This is a genomic window from Serratia proteamaculans (genome assembly GCF_004684015.1).
GTDB classification, from domain to species: Bacteria; Pseudomonadota; Gammaproteobacteria; order Enterobacterales; family Enterobacteriaceae; genus Serratia; species Serratia proteamaculans_F.
Genome location: NZ_SRIA01000019.1, coordinates 151,086 through 167,452, shown reverse-complemented (window position 1 = coordinate 167,452; position 16,367 = coordinate 151,086). Strand labels below are relative to the sequence as shown.

The window sequence follows — 16,367 nt, the reverse complement described above, 5'->3', positions numbered from 1 at the left end:
GTGCGGTCGGCGCATGTAAAGCCGTCAATATGCTTGTTTCATGCATTAATCGGTGTGACCAGGGCGATTTGAAGCCTGTATTTGCCCGGTATGAGTGCAACCCATTTGCGGTTAAAACGGGGCGATGTAAAGATTGAGCGGCAAATCCGGATTCTGCTGGCGGCGGATGAGCGCTACTGATATTGTCGCGCTTCAATTCTGCCAGCCCACCGAGAGACTCGCTGATGGACTGCCGTGCCGACTGTGGCGCCTGTTGTATTGCGCCTTCAATATCCAGCCCGATCCCCGGCATGCCCAACGGCAAGCCCGCAAATACCCGCTGTATTCATCTCAGCGAGCAACTGCGTTGCGGCCTGTTTCACTCGCCGCTGCGGCCCAAAGTCTGTGGCAGCCTGCAGGCCAGCCGCGAGATGTGTCACGACCACCGTGACGATGCCTTAATCTATCTGACCAAGCTGGAAGCGGATACCGCGCCTTAAGCGTCTTTCAGTTTCCACATGCACAGCACTGCGCCGACCACCATCGCCAGCGCGGAATAAAACACCGCGTGATAATTCCAGACCTCCGCCACCACGCCGGCAATGGAACCGGCGAAAATCCAGCCCACGCGAGTGGTGTTGGTAAACAGAGTGGTGGCTGCGCCCGCCTGCCCAGGCATCAAATCCTGAAAATAGAGCATGCCGATCCCCGCCAATACGCCGATAAACGCAGCGTTAAGCAGTTGCAGGGCGATCAGTTGCCAGGTGCCGGTGATAAACAGCAAGCCAACATAAAACAGCAGGCCCGCCGCTACCGCGCAGCGCATTAAAAAGCGTTTGCCGAAGCGTTTGGCCACCATGCCGGCAATCAGCATGGTCGGGATCTCCAGCCCGGCCGCCGTGCCCATCAATATTCCGGCCAGCCTTTCCGGCAACTGCAACTCGTGCACCATATACAGCGGCATATTGATCAGATACATGCTGTTGGCGGTCCACATAAAGGTGCAGGCCATGAACAGCAGCAGCGTATCGCGACGGTTTTGTCGTGGGGCCTCCAGCGTGCTGCTGGTGGCTACCGGTATTTTGCGCATCGAGGGCAACATTTTCCACACCAGCACGCCACACAGGATGAACGCCGCTGCGGCGGCCAGATACATCACTTTAAAACCGAAGCCCAGGGCCAGTGCAAAGGCGATGGGCGGCCCGATCACCCAGGCGAGGGAAACCTGCGCCCGCAAAATTGAACTGAACATCACGGCTTCGCGACCGGTGCGATCGGCGTGTTCGCGCGCCAGGGCGAACATCTGCGGGTTAGCGGTAGAACCGAAACTGGTCAACATCACGCCGACCGCCAGCAACAGGTAATAATTGCGGTTCCAGGCGAACAGCACGCAGCCTAGCGCACCCAGCATGCAGCAAAGGAAAATCAGCGTTTTGCGATCGCCTTTTTGATCCGAGCGGCGGGCGAGAAACTGGCTGACCAAAATACCAATTACGGCGCTGCCGGTGAAAAACAGCCCGACCATCGAAGGGCGCACCTTCACTTCCGTCGCCAGGAACAGGCTCAACGTCGGGGTCTGTAGCGCCCCGGCAATACCGGTGAGGAACGCCACCACTAAAAAGGCCAGTGAAGTGAGGTCGGGCGAGCGTCGTGTTGCCGCAGTTGATGTAGACATAGAGGTCAGAAAATAGCCGTAAATGAGGGGGGCGCGCGCATAATACGCCCATTTATTTGTAAAAAAAAGAAATGAACAGAAACCGGTTACATCTCGCTGATGGGGCAATGGTTTGCTCTGCGCGGGGACAAAAAAAGGGGCGATATTATCATCGCCCCTGATACTTTTTAGTCTGCTGTTACGCGCCGGCCGGCACGTCGTGCGCGGTGTTTTTCAGCACCTCACCCTGATACTTCTCGATCTGCAACTGAGCCATCTGCCCACAGTTGCCCTGCGCCAGGCTGGAGGAGCCGACGTCGAAGGTCAGGCAGTTGACGTTGCCGTTTTTGCACAGCGAGCCAGGTTGTGAAGGATCGGCCGGATCGAACCAGGCCCCTTCGCTGATCCGTACCACACCAGGACGCACGTCTTCACTGACCACCGCACCCACCAGGATCTGGCCGCGATCGTTAAAGGCGCGCACCAGGTCACCGCTGGCGATGCCGCGTGACTTGGCGTCCTGCGGATGGATCACAATCGCTTCCCGGTCTGCTACCGCGTACTTTTTACGTAGCGGCGTATTGTCGAGCTGCGAGTGCAGACGGTTGGTCGGGTGCGCGGTGTTCAGCGACAGCGGATACTTCACCGCTTCCGGCCCACGATACCATTCATGCGGTGGCATCCAGGTCGGGATGCCCGGGCAATCCTGATACTTCATTTTGGCAATGGCGTCGGAATAGATCTCGATTTTACCGGACGGCGTCCCCAACGGATTGAGCAGCGGGTTTTCGCGGTAGTCGGCAAAGCGTACCCATTGGGTATTGGCCTCGGGTACCGGGAAACGCACATAGTTATTGGATGCCCAGAACATGTCGAACGGCGGCAGAGCTACCCGGGCGGCGCGCGCCTGGGTTTTCATGTCGTCGTACATGCCTTTGAGCCACTGAGTCTCATCCTTGCCTTCGGTAAAGGCATCCTGCACACCCAGTTTGGCCGCCATGGCCGCGAAGATATCGAAGTCGCTGCGTGACTCATGCTGCGGCTCCACGCACTGATGCATCGGGAACACATACAGTTGCGAGTAGTCGCCGCCCATTTCCAGATCGTTACGTTCATAACTGGTGGTGGCCGGCAGCACGATATCGGCGTGTTTGGCGGTGGCGGTCCAGTAAGGTTCGTTCACCACGATGGTGTCCGGCCGTTGCCAGGCCTTGACCAGATTGTTGGTGTCCTGGTGCTGGTGGAAGGTGTTGCCACCGGCCACATACACCATTTTCACCTCGGGGTAGGTGACCTGAGTGCCGTTGAAATTAATGGTCTTGCCCGGATTGCTCAGGCATTCGGCGATGCGTGCCACCGGGATCGGTGCCGGTGAGTTTTTCGGTGCATTACCGGCTGAAATACCGGAAATGATGCCGCCTTTCGCCGTCGGGCTACCGCCGGAAGAGTAGTGATAGCTGAAGCCGAAGCCCCCGCCCGGCAGGCCAATCTGGCCGAGCATCGCCGCCACGGTGACCAACAGCCAGTGCTGCTGTTCGCCATGATGCTGACGTTGAATGCCCCAACCGCCCATGATCATGGTGCGATTTTTCGCCATGTCGCGTGCCAGTTGGCGCAAGACGTCTGCATCGACGCCGCAGACATCGGCGGCCCATTCGGCCGTTTTCGGCGTGCCATCGGTTTCGCCCAGTAGATAAGCCTGGAACTTGTCGAAGCCGGCGGTGTAGGTTTTCAGGAAGTCCGGGTTATGCAGCTTCTCGGTCAGCAGCGTATGGGCGATACCGATCAACATGGCGCCATCGGTATAAGGGCGCGGGGCGATCCACTGCGCATCGATAAATTTGGCGCTGTCGTTGTGCACCGGGTCGATGCTGATCACGCGGGTGCCTTTCTTCTTCAGCGCCTCAAAGCCGGTCTGGCCGTAGTGGTCCGGCACGTTCCAACTGTTTTTCAGCGTGATCATCGGGTTACAGCCCCACAACACCACCAGTTGGCTGTTTTCAATCACGTTCGGCCAGGCGGTTTGCTGTTCGTAAACCTCCATGGAGCCGACCACGTGTGACATGATCACCTGTGCGGCACCGGTGGAATAGTCACCGGCATAACCGAGGAAGCCACCGGTCAGGTTCATCAGGCGTTGCAGCAGCGTGCGGCTGTTGTGCAGCATGCCGACGCTCTTCCAGCCATAGGAACCGGCATAGATTGACTGCGGCCCGTGATCTTTTTGCAGACGGGTGATTTCGCCACAAACCAGTTCAATCGCCTTGTCCCAGCTGACGCGCACCCATTCGTCGCGACCGCGCAGTTCGGTATGGCTGCCAGGGCCGCCTTCCAGCCAGCTTTTACGCACCATCGGATATTTGATGCGGTTTTCAGCATGTACCTGGTAGGGCGCCATGGTGATCAGTTCATTCGGGTAAGGATCGTCTTTGACCGGCTGCACGCCGACCATTTTACCGTCTTGTACGATGGCTTCGAAAGCGCCCCAGTGCGCGCCGGTCAGAATGCCTTTTTGCGCCTGACGCAGCACCACAAATTGCGGCAGTGCCTGGCTGATGGCCTGCGCCAGTGCTGACTTGGGCCACAGGCCTGCCAGCAATGGGGCGGCAGCCAGTGCGGTGGCACCGGTCAGGAAGCGGCGGCGGCTCATTTTTAACGCTTGTTGTTGATATTTGCTCATTACGCTTCTCCCTTAAAGCTTGGCTGGTGCGGCTGGTTGCATGTCACTGGCGTGTTTCTGCACGTATTGTGTCAGAACGCGCAGTTGTTCCTGCGTCAGCGAGGTGCGTGGAGCCATACCTTTAATTACGCCGATCCACTGGTTGGCGTTGAAGCGATCTAGGGCGGTCAGGCCGTGACAGCCGGTGCAGTTGGCCGACATCATATCCGCGGTGTAGCGCCAGATTTTTTGCTGATCGTCGATCAGTTGTTTACGTGGCAGCCAGACCTGCAGAGAAACCTGGTGCCATACCAGGCCAGTTTCGGCATCGGTCATGGTGGTGCCGGTTTTCAGCAGCTTGCGGGCGTCTTCACCCAGCAGCACGCTGAGGATACGCTTGCCCTGTGCGGCGTAGAACACTTCACTGACGCCGTCCTGCTGCCAGCCGGTGACGTTGGCCAGCACCTTGTCGCCTTCCTGTTTCACCACCTGAACTTCGGTGGATGGCATCAGGTTGCCGGCGTTGTGGCTGTCGTCCGGTTTCAGGAAGAAGGGTTCGGTAGCAATGGTGTACAGCGTAGTGGCGGTCGGTGAGGTTTCAGCCGCGGCCTTCGCCAGTTCGGCAGCACCCGCCTGGGCGGCACCGCTCATGTCCGGCAGAATGTGCGCCACCCCTTTATGGCAATCGATACAGGTTTCACCCTGCTTGATAGCCACCGGATGCTGAATACGCGCTTCAGGCCGTTGAGCGGTGATATCCATGGCGTCAAAGCTGTGGCATGAACGGCAAGTGGCGGAATCGCTTTCTTTCAGCGTTTTCCATACCGACTGTGCCATAGCCAGCTTATGCGCCTCATATTTTTCTGGCGTATCGATAGTGCCCACCATCTCGCCATAAATATCTTTTACCGCGCGGATTTTGGTCCACAGGTAATCAAGCGGCTCGTGTGGGACGTGGCAGTCAGCGCATTCAGCGCGGATCCCCTTGGTATTCTGGAAATGGACGCTGCCCTGATACTCGGCCAGCGGTTGTTGCATGGTATGACAGGACACGCAGAAGGCGGTGTCGCTGGTTTTGTGGAATACCGTGGCGGTACCCGCTAATAATGCTGCTCCGAGGATAATCCCCAACAGCAAAAGCCACAGCCATCCCCAGCGGTGCTTTCTTATCAAGCCAGTGAATTTATTGGTCATATTGAACCCGCTTATAATTATGAAATACCAAGGAAAACCTTGCCAAAAAAGGGCCGGCCGAGTGCCGACACGCCTGAGGAAGTATAGGTACTATTGGCAATGACATCTAATACTATGGGGTTATTTTTAGCAGGAAAATGGTCATTTGGGGATTTTTGCAGCGTTATATTCTATGTTATATAACGTATTTTTTATAAGCCTTTATCAGACCATGAGCCAGATCACGGACAGCGTGGGCAAACCATGAATGAAAACAGCTACTTCATCGGTTGATAGGTTTGGTCCGTCAGCCAGAGATGAATGGCGTTACGACTGGCTTCGAAGTGCGGTTCCGGTAACTGGTTCGGTAAGCACCAACGCCATTCGGCGCATTTTTCCGGTTCTTTGAGTTCGGGGGTACCGCCGGGATGTTGCGTCAGCAAGCATATGGATACCGTATGCTTCCCCTCGGCACGCCAGGTTTGTAGATTATTGCTGATACCGATAAAACTCGGTGGGGCGATCATCAGCCCGGTTTCTTCGGCAATCTCACGCTGAGCGCACTGTTCAAAGGTTTCACCAGCATCCAGGTGCCCGCCGGGAATCGACCAGAAAGGGGCGTGCTGACCGCAGCGTTTCCCCAGCAATATTTCCCCTTGTGCATTTACGATAATTACCCCTACACCCACCACTACCGTCATGCTGTTCTCCGTCAGCCAAGTTTCAGCACAGTATGTCATTTTAGGGCCGCAACGGATAACCCTTCGGGAAAAGTGTGCGTAGCGTCAAAAATCTATCACATCAATTTTGAGAAAACTTGCTTTCAGCCAGTGCAGCTCACACAATCCTTGAAACGTTTCAGCGTTATGGGCACGATGATTCCGTACCGATAACGCTCCTTTTTCCCAATGAAGCTGAAACGATTCAATTCAGCAGGAGAGGAGAATCATGTTCCAGTTGTCACCGCAAGATATTCACCTGGGCGCGGCTGCCGGCAGCAAGCAGGAAGCCATCCGACAGGTTGCCGCCGCACTGACCGAAGCCGGCTGCGTCAGCGCCGCCTACGTGGACGGCATGTTGCAGCGCGAGCTGCAAACTTCCACTTACCTGGGGAACGGTATCGCCATCCCGCATGGCACTACCGACACCCGCGATCTGGTGCTGAACACCGGCGTGCAGGTATTTCAGTTCCCGCAGGGCATTGAGTGGGGCGAAGGCCAAACCGCGTTTGTGGTTATCGGTATCGCCGCCCGTTCCGACGAACACCTGGCGCTGTTACGCCAGTTGACACACGTGCTGAGTGACGACAGCGTAGCCGAACAGTTGGCGAAAACCACCTCGGCAGAAGAGCTGCGCAGCCTGCTGATGGGCGAAAAGCTGACGGCAGAGTTCAAATTTGACGCTTCTCTGATCGCGCTCGATGTGGCCGCCGACAGCCTGATGACGCTGCAGGCGCTGAATGCCGGCCGTTTGCAGAAAATCGGCGCGGTCAACGCCCAGTTTGTTAGCGACGTCATTACCCGTAAACCACTGAATCTGGGGCAGGGCATTTGGCTGAGCGACAGCACCGAAGGCAATCTGACCAGCGCGGCCACTCTGAGCCGTCCGGTGCAGGCGTTTGACGAAGACGGTGAGAAAGTCGCGTTGTTGCTGACGTTGTCGGTGGCTGACCAGCAACCGTTGGCGGTGCTGAACTACCTGAGTGACCTGCTGCTGGCAAACAAAGCTGAACGCTTGCTGAACGCCGATGCCGTCACCGTGCTGGCATTGCTGACCAGTGAAGTCGAAGAAGAAAGCACCACGCTGAGTGCCGAGTACGTCATTCGCAACGAACACGGCCTGCATGCCCGTCCGGGCACGGCGTTGGTCAATGTCATCAAGAAATTCGACAGCGAAATAACCGTCACTAACCTGGATGGCAGCGGCAAACCGGCCAACGGACGCAGCCTGATGAAGGTCGTGGCACTGGGCGTGAAGAAAGGACATCACCTGCGCTTTACCGCCAAGGGTGAAGATGCTGAAACGGCGCTGAAGGCGATCGGTGAAGCCATTAACGAAGGACTGGGCGAGGGCGCAGCATGAGCAGAAGAGTAGCAACAATCACCCTGAATCCGGCTTACGATTTGGTGGGCTTTTGCCCGGAGATCGAGCGCGGTGAAGTGAATTTGGTCAAAACCGCCGGGCTGCACGCCGCCGGAAAAGGCATTAACGTCGCCAAGGTGCTGAAAGATTTGGGCATTGATGTGACGGTGGGCGGTTTCCTGGGCAAAGACAACCAGGACGGTTTCCAACTGCTGTTCAGCGATCTGGGCATTGCCAACCGCTTCCAGGTGGTGCCGGGCCGCACCCGCATTAACGTCAAGCTGACGGAAAAAGACGGTGAGGTAACAGATTTCAACTTCTCCGGCTTTGAGGTGAGTGGTCAGGATTGGGAACGTTTCGTGACCGACTCTCTGAGTTGGCTCGGCCAGTTCGATATGGTGGCCGTGAGTGGCAGTCTGCCGGCCGGGGTTGATCCCGATGCCTTTACTGACTGGATGGTCCGTCTGCGCGCGCAGTGCCCATGCATCATTTTCGACAGCAGCCGTGAAGCGCTGGTTGCCGGGTTGAAAGCCGCACCCTGGCTGGTGAAACCCAACCGCCGTGAGCTGGAAATCTGGGCCGGTCGTCCGTTGCCGCAGTTGGCAGATGTGGTTGAGGCCGCGCATGCGTTGCGCGATCAGGGTATTGCTCACGTGGTGATTTCCCTCGGTGCTGAAGGAGCGCTGTGGGTCAACGCTTCCGGTGCCTGGATCGCCAAGCCGCCAGCCTGCGAAGTGGTCAGCACTGTCGGAGCCGGCGACTCGATGGTTGGCGGCCTGATTTATGGCCTGCTGATGCGCGAGTCCAGTGAACATACTTTGCGTTTGGCCACCGCCGTAGCTGCGCTGGCCGTCAGCCAGAGCAACGTTGGCGTGACCGACCGTCCACAGTTGGCCGCGATGATGGCGCGTGTCGACCTGAAACCTTTTAATCAATAGCGGGAGGCAGAATGAAAACACTGCTGATGATAGACAGTTCGCTGGGGCAGGCGCGTGGTCACCTGGCGAAACGCATGCTCGGCGCTGCTGCGGCGAAAGCCGGCCTGACGCTGGTGGAGTCCGCAGCCGAAGCTGAACTGGTGGTAGTGGCGGGGCAATCTGCGCCTGCTGACGCCGTGCTGAACGGCAAACGGGTTTACGTGGGCGATGTGGAACACGCGGTGCGTGAGCCTGAAGCCTTCCTGGCGCAGGCACTCGCTGAAGCGAAAGCCTGGCAGGCACCGGCGGCAGACACTGCCTTGCCGGTCAAAACTTCCGGTCAAAAACGCATTGTGGCGATCACCGCTTGTCCAACCGGCGTGGCGCATACCTTTATGGCAGCAGAAGCCATTGAGAGCGAAGCCAAAAAACGCGGCTGGTGGGTCAAGGTAGAAACCCGCGGTTCCGTCGGTGCCGGCAATGCCATTACACCTGAAGAAGTAGCGGCGGCGGATCTGGTGATCGTGGCGGCCGACATTGAAGTGGATCTGGAGAAATTTGCCGGCAAGCCGATGTATCGTACCTCTACCGGTCTGGCGCTGAAGAAAACGGCGCAGGAACTGGACAAGGCGCAGGCCGAAGCCGAGATTTTCCAGCCGCAAAAAAGCGGTGCTCCGGCCGCAGCCGGCAAGAAGAAAGAGAGTGCCGGGCCTTACCGTCATCTGTTGACCGGTGTGTCTTATATGCTGCCGATGGTAGTGGCGGGCGGTCTGTGTATTGCACTGTCATTCGTATTCGGTATCAAGGCGTTTGAAGTCAAAGGCACGCTGGCGGCTGCACTGATGCAGATCGGTGGGGGGTCGGCCTTTGCATTGATGGTGCCGGTACTGGCTGGTTTTATCGCGTTCTCTATTGCTGACCGTCCGGGTCTGACGCCAGGGTTGATTGGCGGCATGCTGGCCGTGAGCACCGGAGCCGGTTTCCTCGGCGGTATCATTGCCGGTTTCCTGGCCGGTTATGTCGCTAAATTTATCAGCACCAAACTGCGTTTGCCGCAGAGTATGGAAGCGCTGAAACCGATCCTGATTATTCCGCTGGTTGCCAGCCTGATCGTTGGTCTGATCATGATCTTCATCGTCGGTACGCCGGTGGCGAAAATCATGGAAGGTCTGACCCACTGGCTGCAGTCGCTGGGTACCGCGAATGCGGTGCTGTTGGGCGCGATACTCGGTGCCATGATGTGTACCGATATGGGCGGCCCGGTCAACAAGGCGGCCTATGCCTTTGGCGTGGCGTTGCTGAGTTCTTCGGTGTATGCACCGATGGCGGCGATTATGGCTGCCGGTATGGTGCCACCGCTGGCGATGGGGTTGGCAACGCTGCTGGCGCGTCGCAAGTTCGACAAGTCGCAGCAGGAAGGCGGGAAAGCCGCGCTGGTGTTGGGCCTGTGCTTTATCTCTGAAGGGGCAATCCCGTTCGCTGCCCGTGACCCGATGCGCGTGCTGCCATGCTGTATCGCTGGTGGCGCACTGACCGGTGCGCTGTCCATGGCGTTTGGTGCCAAACTGATGGCGCCGCACGGCGGGCTGTTCGTGCTGCTGATCCCTGGCGCTATCACCCCGGTACTGCTGTATCTGGTGGCGATCATCGCCGGTACGCTGTTGGCGGGCGTGTCTTACGCACTGCTGAAACGTGCTGACGTCCCCGCGGCCAGCGTGGCTTAACGCTAACGCAGGCAATAAAAAAACCGGAGTCCAGGCTCCGGTTTTTTATTGCGTCAATTACTGCTGGGCTTTTAGCCAGGCAATCTCTTCCGCCCAGATATCCGGGTTCACCGTTTCCAGGATCAGCGGGATATTGTCGAAGCGCGAGTCACTCATGATGTAGCTGAACACCGTTTTACCGATGTTCCCCTCACCCAGGCTGTGGTGGCGGTCGACGCGGCTGCCGAACTCGCTTTTGGCGTCGTTCAGGTGCATACCGCGCAGATAGTTGAAGCCCACCACCTCACCGAGTTCCTTAAAGGTCTGTTCGCAGGTTTCTTCGGTACGCAGATCGTAACCGGCGGCAAAGGCGTGACAGGTGTCGATGCAGACGCCGACGCGGCTTTTGTCTTCCACGCCGTCGATGATCGCCGCCAAATGTTCAAACTTAAAGCCCAGATTACTGCCCTGACCGGCGGTATTTTCGATCACTGCCGTCACACCGCTGGTTTTATCCAGCACCAGGTTGATGGATTCAGCGATGCGTGCCAGGCATTTGTCTTCGTCAATTTGCAACAGATGGCTGCCAGGGTGGAAGTTCAGCAGCGTCAGCCCCAGCTGTTCGCAGCGTTGCATTTCATCAAGGAAGGCTTCGCGGGATTTTTCCAATGCCTCGGTCACCGGGTGGCCGAGATTGATCAGATAGCTGTCGTGCGGCAGGATCTGACCTGGGCCATAACCGTACTGCGCGCAGGCGCTCTTGAATTTATCAATCACATCGGCAGGCAGCGGGGCGGCCTTCCATTGACGCTGATTTTTAGTGAACAGGGCGAATGCGGTCGCCTCTAATTCGTGCGCGCGGATAACCGCTTGATCCACGCCGCCTGACGCGCTGACATGTGCACCGACAAACTTCATTTTCAATCTCCTGTGTAATCGGCGTCATTATGGCATTGATAGCGGAAGGATTGAATGGCTGAAAAAGTTCAGGCCCGCGATGGCGGGCCTGAGTGCAGGAGATAACAGGAAGAGGGGATCAGAGGAAGTGTTGCACCAGCAGGTTAATTGCACCGCCGCCGACAATCAGCCAGATGAACAACAGGGTGGCCAGCAGAATCGGTTTTACCCCTGCCTGGCGCACTGCGCTGATGTGGGTGGTCAGCCCCAGTGCCGCCATGGCCATCGCCAGCATCCAGGTATCGGCAGTAATCAGGTGTTTTACCAGCGTAGCCGGGATCAGATTGAACGAGTTCAGCCCGGCGACGGCGATAAACAACACGGCAAACCAGGGAATGGTGATGGCAGATTTTTCTGCTTTCTCGCCGCTGTTGCCAGTGCTACGGCTGCGGCTGATAAACCCTGAGAGTACCACCAGGAACGGGGCCAGCATCATCACACGGATCATTTTGGAGATCACCGCAGCGTTTTCAGCATCCGGCCCGATGGCATGCCCGGCGGCGACCACCTGTGCCACTTCGTGAATAGTCGAACCGGTGAAGATACCGAAGCTTTCCTGATTAAACGGCAGCCACTGGAATTGTTCATTCAGATGGTACAGCCACGGGTAGGCGAATATCGCCAGCGTGCCGAACACCACCACGGTGCTGACCGCGACCGCCACTTTATTGGCATCGGCTTTCAATACCGGTTCGGTAGCCATTACCGCTGCCGCGCCGCAGATACTGCTGCCGGCACCGATCAGCATGGTGGTATGACTGTCGAGGCCAAACACTTTCTTACCCAGCCAGCAGGCGAGCAGGAAAGTGGTGGTGAGCGTTAACGCATCAATGATGATACCGGTAGTCCCTACGTCGGCAATTTGCTGAAACGTCAGGCGGAAACCGTAAAGGATAATGCCCAACCGCAGCAGGCGCTGTTTGGCGAACTGAACGCCGCTGTGGCAGCTCGGTTGTAACCAGGGATAAAGGGTATTGCCGACCACTATGCCGAGTAGAATCGCCAGCGTCAGCGCTCCCAGCCCCAGTCCGGCCACCCAGGGAATATCACCGATCCAGACGGCTAACGCGGTGATAGCCCCGGTCAACAGCAGGCCTGGTATCAGGTGAGGTAAACCGAACAGGGCAAATTGCCGAGTGGGGAAATTATCTGTGGTATTGGTCGCCATAAGTCAGCCCTTTTAATCAAAATCTTGAGCACAGACTACGTTCTGGCTGTATAAAAGAGAAATTGATTATATGGTTATAACCTATCTGAATAAGTGGTTACTCGACATGAGTGGCTTTCATGCTGATTTCTGCAAACGTGGTACCATTAATATTATTCATCCTGTGCGTTGTTGCCGGTCAGCAGCGCAGATTTTGCATTAATTTCAGTGACTTTTTTCGATGTCACCTTTGATTAAAACCGAGACGCTATGCATATCACCTTACGTCAATTGGAAGTGTTTACCGAAGTGCTGAAAAGTGGTTCGACTACCCAGGCTTCGGTAGTTCTGGCGTTATCACAGTCGGCGGTCAGCGCTGCGCTGGCCGATCTGGAAGGGCAGTTGGGCGTGCAGTTGTTCGATCGCGTGGGCAAGCGTTTGGTCATTAATGAACATGGTCGGTTACTGTACCCAAAGGCGCTGGCGTTGCTGGAGCAGGCGGGGGAGATTGAACAACTGTTTCGCCATGACGGTGGTGCATTGCGCATCGCTGCCAGCAGTACCATCGGCAACTATATGCTACCGGAGATGATCGCCCATTATCGGCATGATTTCCCTGCTTCGCCGTTGGAGCTGAACGTCGGCAACAGCCAGGACGTGATCGGTGCGGTGGCGGATTTCCGTGTCGATCTCGGGCTGATTGAAGGCCCCTGTCACATGCCGGAGCTGATCACCCAGCCGTGGCTGGAAGATGAGTTGGTGGTGTTTGCCGCCCCGGACAACCCGTTGGCCGGGCAACCGCTGACCCTGGAGATGCTGGCTACGGCCCCCTGGATCCTGCGTGAGGGCGGGTCGGGTACGCGCGAGGTGCTGCATCATCTGCTGCTGGCGCACTTGCCGCACTTCCAGCTGGTGATGGAACTGGGCAATTCGGAAGCGATCAAACATGCGGTTCGCCACGGTATGGGGATCAGTTGCCTGTCGCGGCGGGTAATTGGCGAACAGTTGGCCAGCGGCGTGCTGGTAGAACTGAATATCCCGTTGCCACCGTTGATGCGGACCCTTTATCTGATCCATCACCGGCAAAAGCATATCTCCAACGCGCTGCAGCGTTTTCTCGGTTACTGCGGGTTTCAGCCTCAATAACGTCTCCGAAACAAGAAACAAAGCATAAAAAGCTGCGCCTTGTCACATTAATGACAGTAAGTAAGGTATTCTGGCCTGTCGCTAATAATTAGCCCTGAATTATGAAGCTATCTTATATCAGTGCAATGTTACTAGTTCGCCGGCGGGTATTTGTTACAATCCGCCCTCATTTTTTTTGACCAGCAGATAGGGTAAGAATGGCTCAGCAGGATATAAAAACAACATCGGGGCAAGCAGCACCCGGATTGCGCCGCGAGCTGAAAGCTCGGCACTTAACCATGATTGCTATTGGTGGTTCTATCGGCACCGGTCTGTTTGTCGCTTCTGGCGCTACGGTTTCTCAGGCAGGTCCGGGTGGGGCACTGCTGTCTTACGCGCTGATCGGACTGATGGTTTACTTCCTGATGACCAGCCTGGGCGAATTGGCGGCCTTTATGCCGGTGTCCGGCTCTTTCTCCACCTACGGTGCCAAATACGTAGAAGAAGGCTTTGGTTTCGCGCTGGGCTGGAACTACTGGTACAACTGGGCGGTAACCATCGCCGTTGACCTGGTGGCCTCGCAGCTGGTGATGACCTATTGGTTCCCGGATACGCCAGGCTGGATCTGGAGCGCACTGTTCCTTGGCCTGATGTTCCTGTTGAACTACATCTCGGTCAAAGGTTTCGGTGAAGCGGAATACTGGTTCTCGCTGATCAAAGTGACCACCGTGATTATCTTTATCGGTATCGGCGTGCTGATGATCTTCGGCATCCTCAAGGGGGGCGAGCACGCGGGCTGGCAGAACTGGACTATTGGCGATGCGCCGTTTGCCGGAGGGTTCTCGGCGATGATCGGCGTGGCGATGATAGTCGGCTTCTCGTTCCAGGGGACCGAGCTTATCGGTATTGCGGCCGGTGAGTCGGAAAATCCGGGCAAAAACATCCCGCGCGCGGTGCGTCAGGTATTCTGGCGTATCCTGCTGTTCTATATCTTTGCCATTCTGATTATCAGCCTGATCATTCCGTATACCGATCCGAGCCTGCTGCGTAACGATGTGAAAGACATCAGCGTCAGCCCGTTCACGCTGGTATTCCAGCACGCCGGTCTGCTGTCGGCGGCGGCGGTGATGAATGCGGTGATCCTGACGGCGGTGCTGTCCGCCGGTAACTCAGGGATGTACGCTTCTACCCGTATGCTGTTTACCCTGGCATCGGAAGGTAAAGCGCCGCGTATCTTCGCCAAACTGTCGAAGGGCGGGGTGCCACGCAACGCGCTGTACGCCACTACCGTGGTGGCGGGTCTGTGCTTCCTGAGCTCGATGTTTGGTAACCAGTCGGTTTATCTGTGGCTGCTGAACACCTCGGGGATGACCGGCTTTATCGCCTGGTTGGGGATTGCCATCAGCCATTACCGTTTCCGTCGCGGCTATATGATCCAGGGGCGTGATCTGAACGATTTACCTTACCGCTCCGGTTTCTTCCCGCTGGGCCCGATCTTTGCCTTTGTCCTGTGCCTGATTATCACGCTGGGGCAGAACTATCAGGCGTTCCTGCAAGACCGCATCGACTGGTACGGCGTGACCGCCACTTATATCGGTCTTCCGCTGTTCCTGATTATCTGGTTCGGCTACAAGCTGACGCGCGGCACCCGTGTCGTGAAGTACAGCGAAATGGAATTCCCGAAAATGGACGTGAAGTAATCTCTGTCTATAGCCGTTAAATTTCAAGCTGCAGCTGACCCTTTGGCTGCAGCTTGAAACATCGTATTAGTCCTTCCCTTTTACCACTAGCGCTTGTTGCGCCGCCGCCATCAGGCTTGCAACCGTTTTATAATCCTGGGTTAACGCCAGTACTCCGCTATTCAACCGCAACGTCACTTCACCGAATGCGCCAAAGTCGTAAGGCACCTCCAACGGTGGAAGGATACGCGCCAAAAATTCGCCTTCGGAACCGTAAGGCAGGCCGTGCACCAGGATCAAAAACTGACCACCAGTATAGCGGCAGACAAAATCGCTCGGGCGCACCAGCATTTTCAGGCGTTCGCCGATGGTACGTAGCACGTCATCGCCGATCAGCACCCCGTGGCTCTGGTAGAGCGCTGCCAGTGGCGTAAATTCAATAATAAACAGGTGTGACAGGGGATGCTGCGTCGGGGAAGGGCGGCAAATCTCCTGCATAACTGCTTCCCCGCCCGCGCGGTTAAGAAAGCCGGTTAAATGGTCTTGATGGGCCGCTTGTTGTTTCTCTGCGGTTAAAGTGACCTGTTGCGCCACCTGACGATGGTAAAACGCGATCATCCCATAAGCTAACAGCAGCCACAGCGGGATGATATCTGCCAGTAAAAACAGATTTTGCACGCGTGATAACGGCGCAGCCAACAGGTAGGGCAGCGTCAGTAACATCACTTCCAGCAGGGCAAAGCGCGGGGCGGCGGCATGGCGCTGCATCAGCCAGAAAGCCAGCGCGGTAATCAGTAAGCCGGCGAACAGGATCAATACCATACGGCCTGAAAGCATCGCCAGCAGTGCAGTTGCCCCCACCAGTGAACACCACAGCAGTACCGTCACCAGCATGGCTGTTGGCCTGTTAGGGGGAGTGGCGCGCGCCAGCCACCCGCGCCCGGCGGTCAGCAATAACAGCAACGCCAGCAGCGCGGCTGCGATCGCCATATTGCTCAGCCAGCCATACGCCAGTAACAGCAGCGCCACCCCGGCGGCATTCAGCCAGGGAGTGGCGGGGGATGGCACCAGAGTAAGCCGCATTTGGCGTTGAAACTGGGCGTCATCAGCCTGATGTGGACTTTGTACCAGCCAATGCAGTAGCGCAGGTTTTTTAGGCGTTAACATTGGGGAGCGACTTCGCATTGCGGCCTCTTTAGTAAAGGCCCGCTAACGGGCCCTAAATATCTGGCTTGGGGTGCTTGGCACGCCCATTGCCGGTCTGGCTTTGGATTCTATGTGGTTTTGTTGCA

The 16,367-nt window shown here is 56.8% G+C and carries 13 protein-coding genes; 6 read left to right on the top strand and 7 right to left on the bottom strand.

Going from position 1 to position 16,367, the window contains the following annotated elements; translation table 11 throughout:
• The first annotated feature begins 224 nt into the window (after positions 1-224).
• Positions 225-479, top strand: coding sequence for a YkgJ family cysteine cluster protein (locus E5C26_RS16460; protein WP_135317284.1), 255 nt, complete (start codon positions 225-227; stop codon positions 477-479).
• On the opposite strand, the gene E5C26_RS16455 is transcribed toward E5C26_RS16460, so the two are convergent.
• The 4 genes from E5C26_RS16455 to E5C26_RS16440 all read right to left on the bottom strand — a co-directional run bounded on the left by E5C26_RS16455 (position 476) and on the right by E5C26_RS16440 (position 6,166).
• The gene (locus E5C26_RS16455) at positions 476-1,654 is read right to left on the bottom strand and encodes a sugar efflux transporter (RefSeq protein ID WP_135317283.1); all 1,179 of its coding nucleotides are present in this window, start codon (positions 1,652-1,654) and stop codon (positions 476-478) included. The genes E5C26_RS16460 and E5C26_RS16455 overlap by 4 nt on opposite strands.
• 178 nt (positions 1,655-1,832) lie before the next feature.
• On the bottom strand, positions 1,833-4,313 hold the full coding sequence (gene torA, locus E5C26_RS16450; protein WP_135317282.1) for a trimethylamine-N-oxide reductase TorA: 2,481 nt from the start codon (positions 4,311-4,313) through the stop codon (positions 1,833-1,835).
• A 12-nt stretch (positions 4,314-4,325) separates the two neighbouring features.
• A complete protein-coding gene (locus tag E5C26_RS16445) occupies positions 4,326-5,486 on the bottom strand; it encodes a NapC/NirT family cytochrome c (protein WP_135317281.1) in 1,161 nt (386 codons plus the stop codon).
• Between the two features lie 257 nt (positions 5,487-5,743).
• Positions 5,744-6,166 (bottom strand): nucleotide triphosphate diphosphatase NUDT15, encoded by a 423-nt coding sequence (locus E5C26_RS16440; RefSeq protein WP_135317280.1) that lies wholly within the window; start codon positions 6,164-6,166, stop codon positions 5,744-5,746.
• Positions 6,167-6,413: 247 nt separating this feature from the next.
• Between E5C26_RS16440 and fruB the strand changes: the two genes are divergently transcribed.
• The 3 genes from fruB to fruA are packed head-to-tail and all read left to right on the top strand — an operon-like array spanning position 6,414 to position 10,188.
• The gene (gene fruB, locus E5C26_RS16435) at positions 6,414-7,547 is read left to right on the top strand and encodes a fused PTS fructose transporter subunit IIA/HPr protein (protein WP_135317279.1); all 1,134 of its coding nucleotides are present in this window, start codon (positions 6,414-6,416) and stop codon (positions 7,545-7,547) included.
• The gene (gene fruK, locus E5C26_RS16430; protein WP_135317278.1) at positions 7,544-8,485 is read left to right on the top strand and encodes a 1-phosphofructokinase; all 942 of its coding nucleotides are present in this window, start codon (positions 7,544-7,546) and stop codon (positions 8,483-8,485) included. Before fruB ends, fruK begins: the two co-directional genes overlap by 4 nt.
• A gap of 11 nt (positions 8,486-8,496) precedes the next feature.
• Positions 8,497-10,188, top strand: a complete 1,692-nt coding sequence (gene fruA, locus E5C26_RS16425; protein ID WP_135317277.1) for a PTS fructose transporter subunit IIBC — start codon at positions 8,497-8,499, stop codon at positions 10,186-10,188.
• Between the two features lie 57 nt (positions 10,189-10,245).
• On the opposite strand, the gene nfo is transcribed toward fruA, so the two are convergent.
• On the bottom strand, positions 10,246-11,085 hold the full coding sequence (gene nfo / locus E5C26_RS16420) for a deoxyribonuclease IV (protein WP_135317276.1): 840 nt from the start codon (positions 11,083-11,085) through the stop codon (positions 10,246-10,248).
• A gap of 118 nt (positions 11,086-11,203) precedes the next feature.
• Positions 11,204-12,292: a YeiH family putative sulfate export transporter gene (locus E5C26_RS16415; protein ID WP_135317275.1), complete on the bottom strand. Its 1,089-nt coding sequence runs from the start codon at positions 12,290-12,292 to the stop codon at positions 11,204-11,206.
• A gap of 249 nt (positions 12,293-12,541) precedes the next feature.
• Here E5C26_RS16415 and yieE point away from each other — a divergent pair, with 249 nt between their 5' ends.
• Positions 12,542-13,417, top strand: a complete 876-nt coding sequence (gene yieE, locus E5C26_RS16410) for a DNA-binding transcriptional regulator YeiE (protein WP_135317274.1) — start codon at positions 12,542-12,544, stop codon at positions 13,415-13,417.
• Between the two features lie 197 nt (positions 13,418-13,614).
• Positions 13,615-15,096: an amino acid permease gene (locus E5C26_RS16405; protein ID WP_135317273.1), complete on the top strand. Its 1,482-nt coding sequence runs from the start codon at positions 13,615-13,617 to the stop codon at positions 15,094-15,096.
• 66 nt (positions 15,097-15,162) lie between these two features.
• Here the strand turns inward: E5C26_RS16405 and E5C26_RS16400 are convergent, their stop codons facing one another.
• Complete coding sequence (locus E5C26_RS16400; protein WP_135317272.1) at positions 15,163-16,260, bottom strand: GGDEF domain-containing protein; 1,098 nt, start codon at positions 16,258-16,260, stop codon at positions 15,163-15,165.
• Between the last annotated feature and the right edge of the window lie 107 nt (positions 16,261-16,367).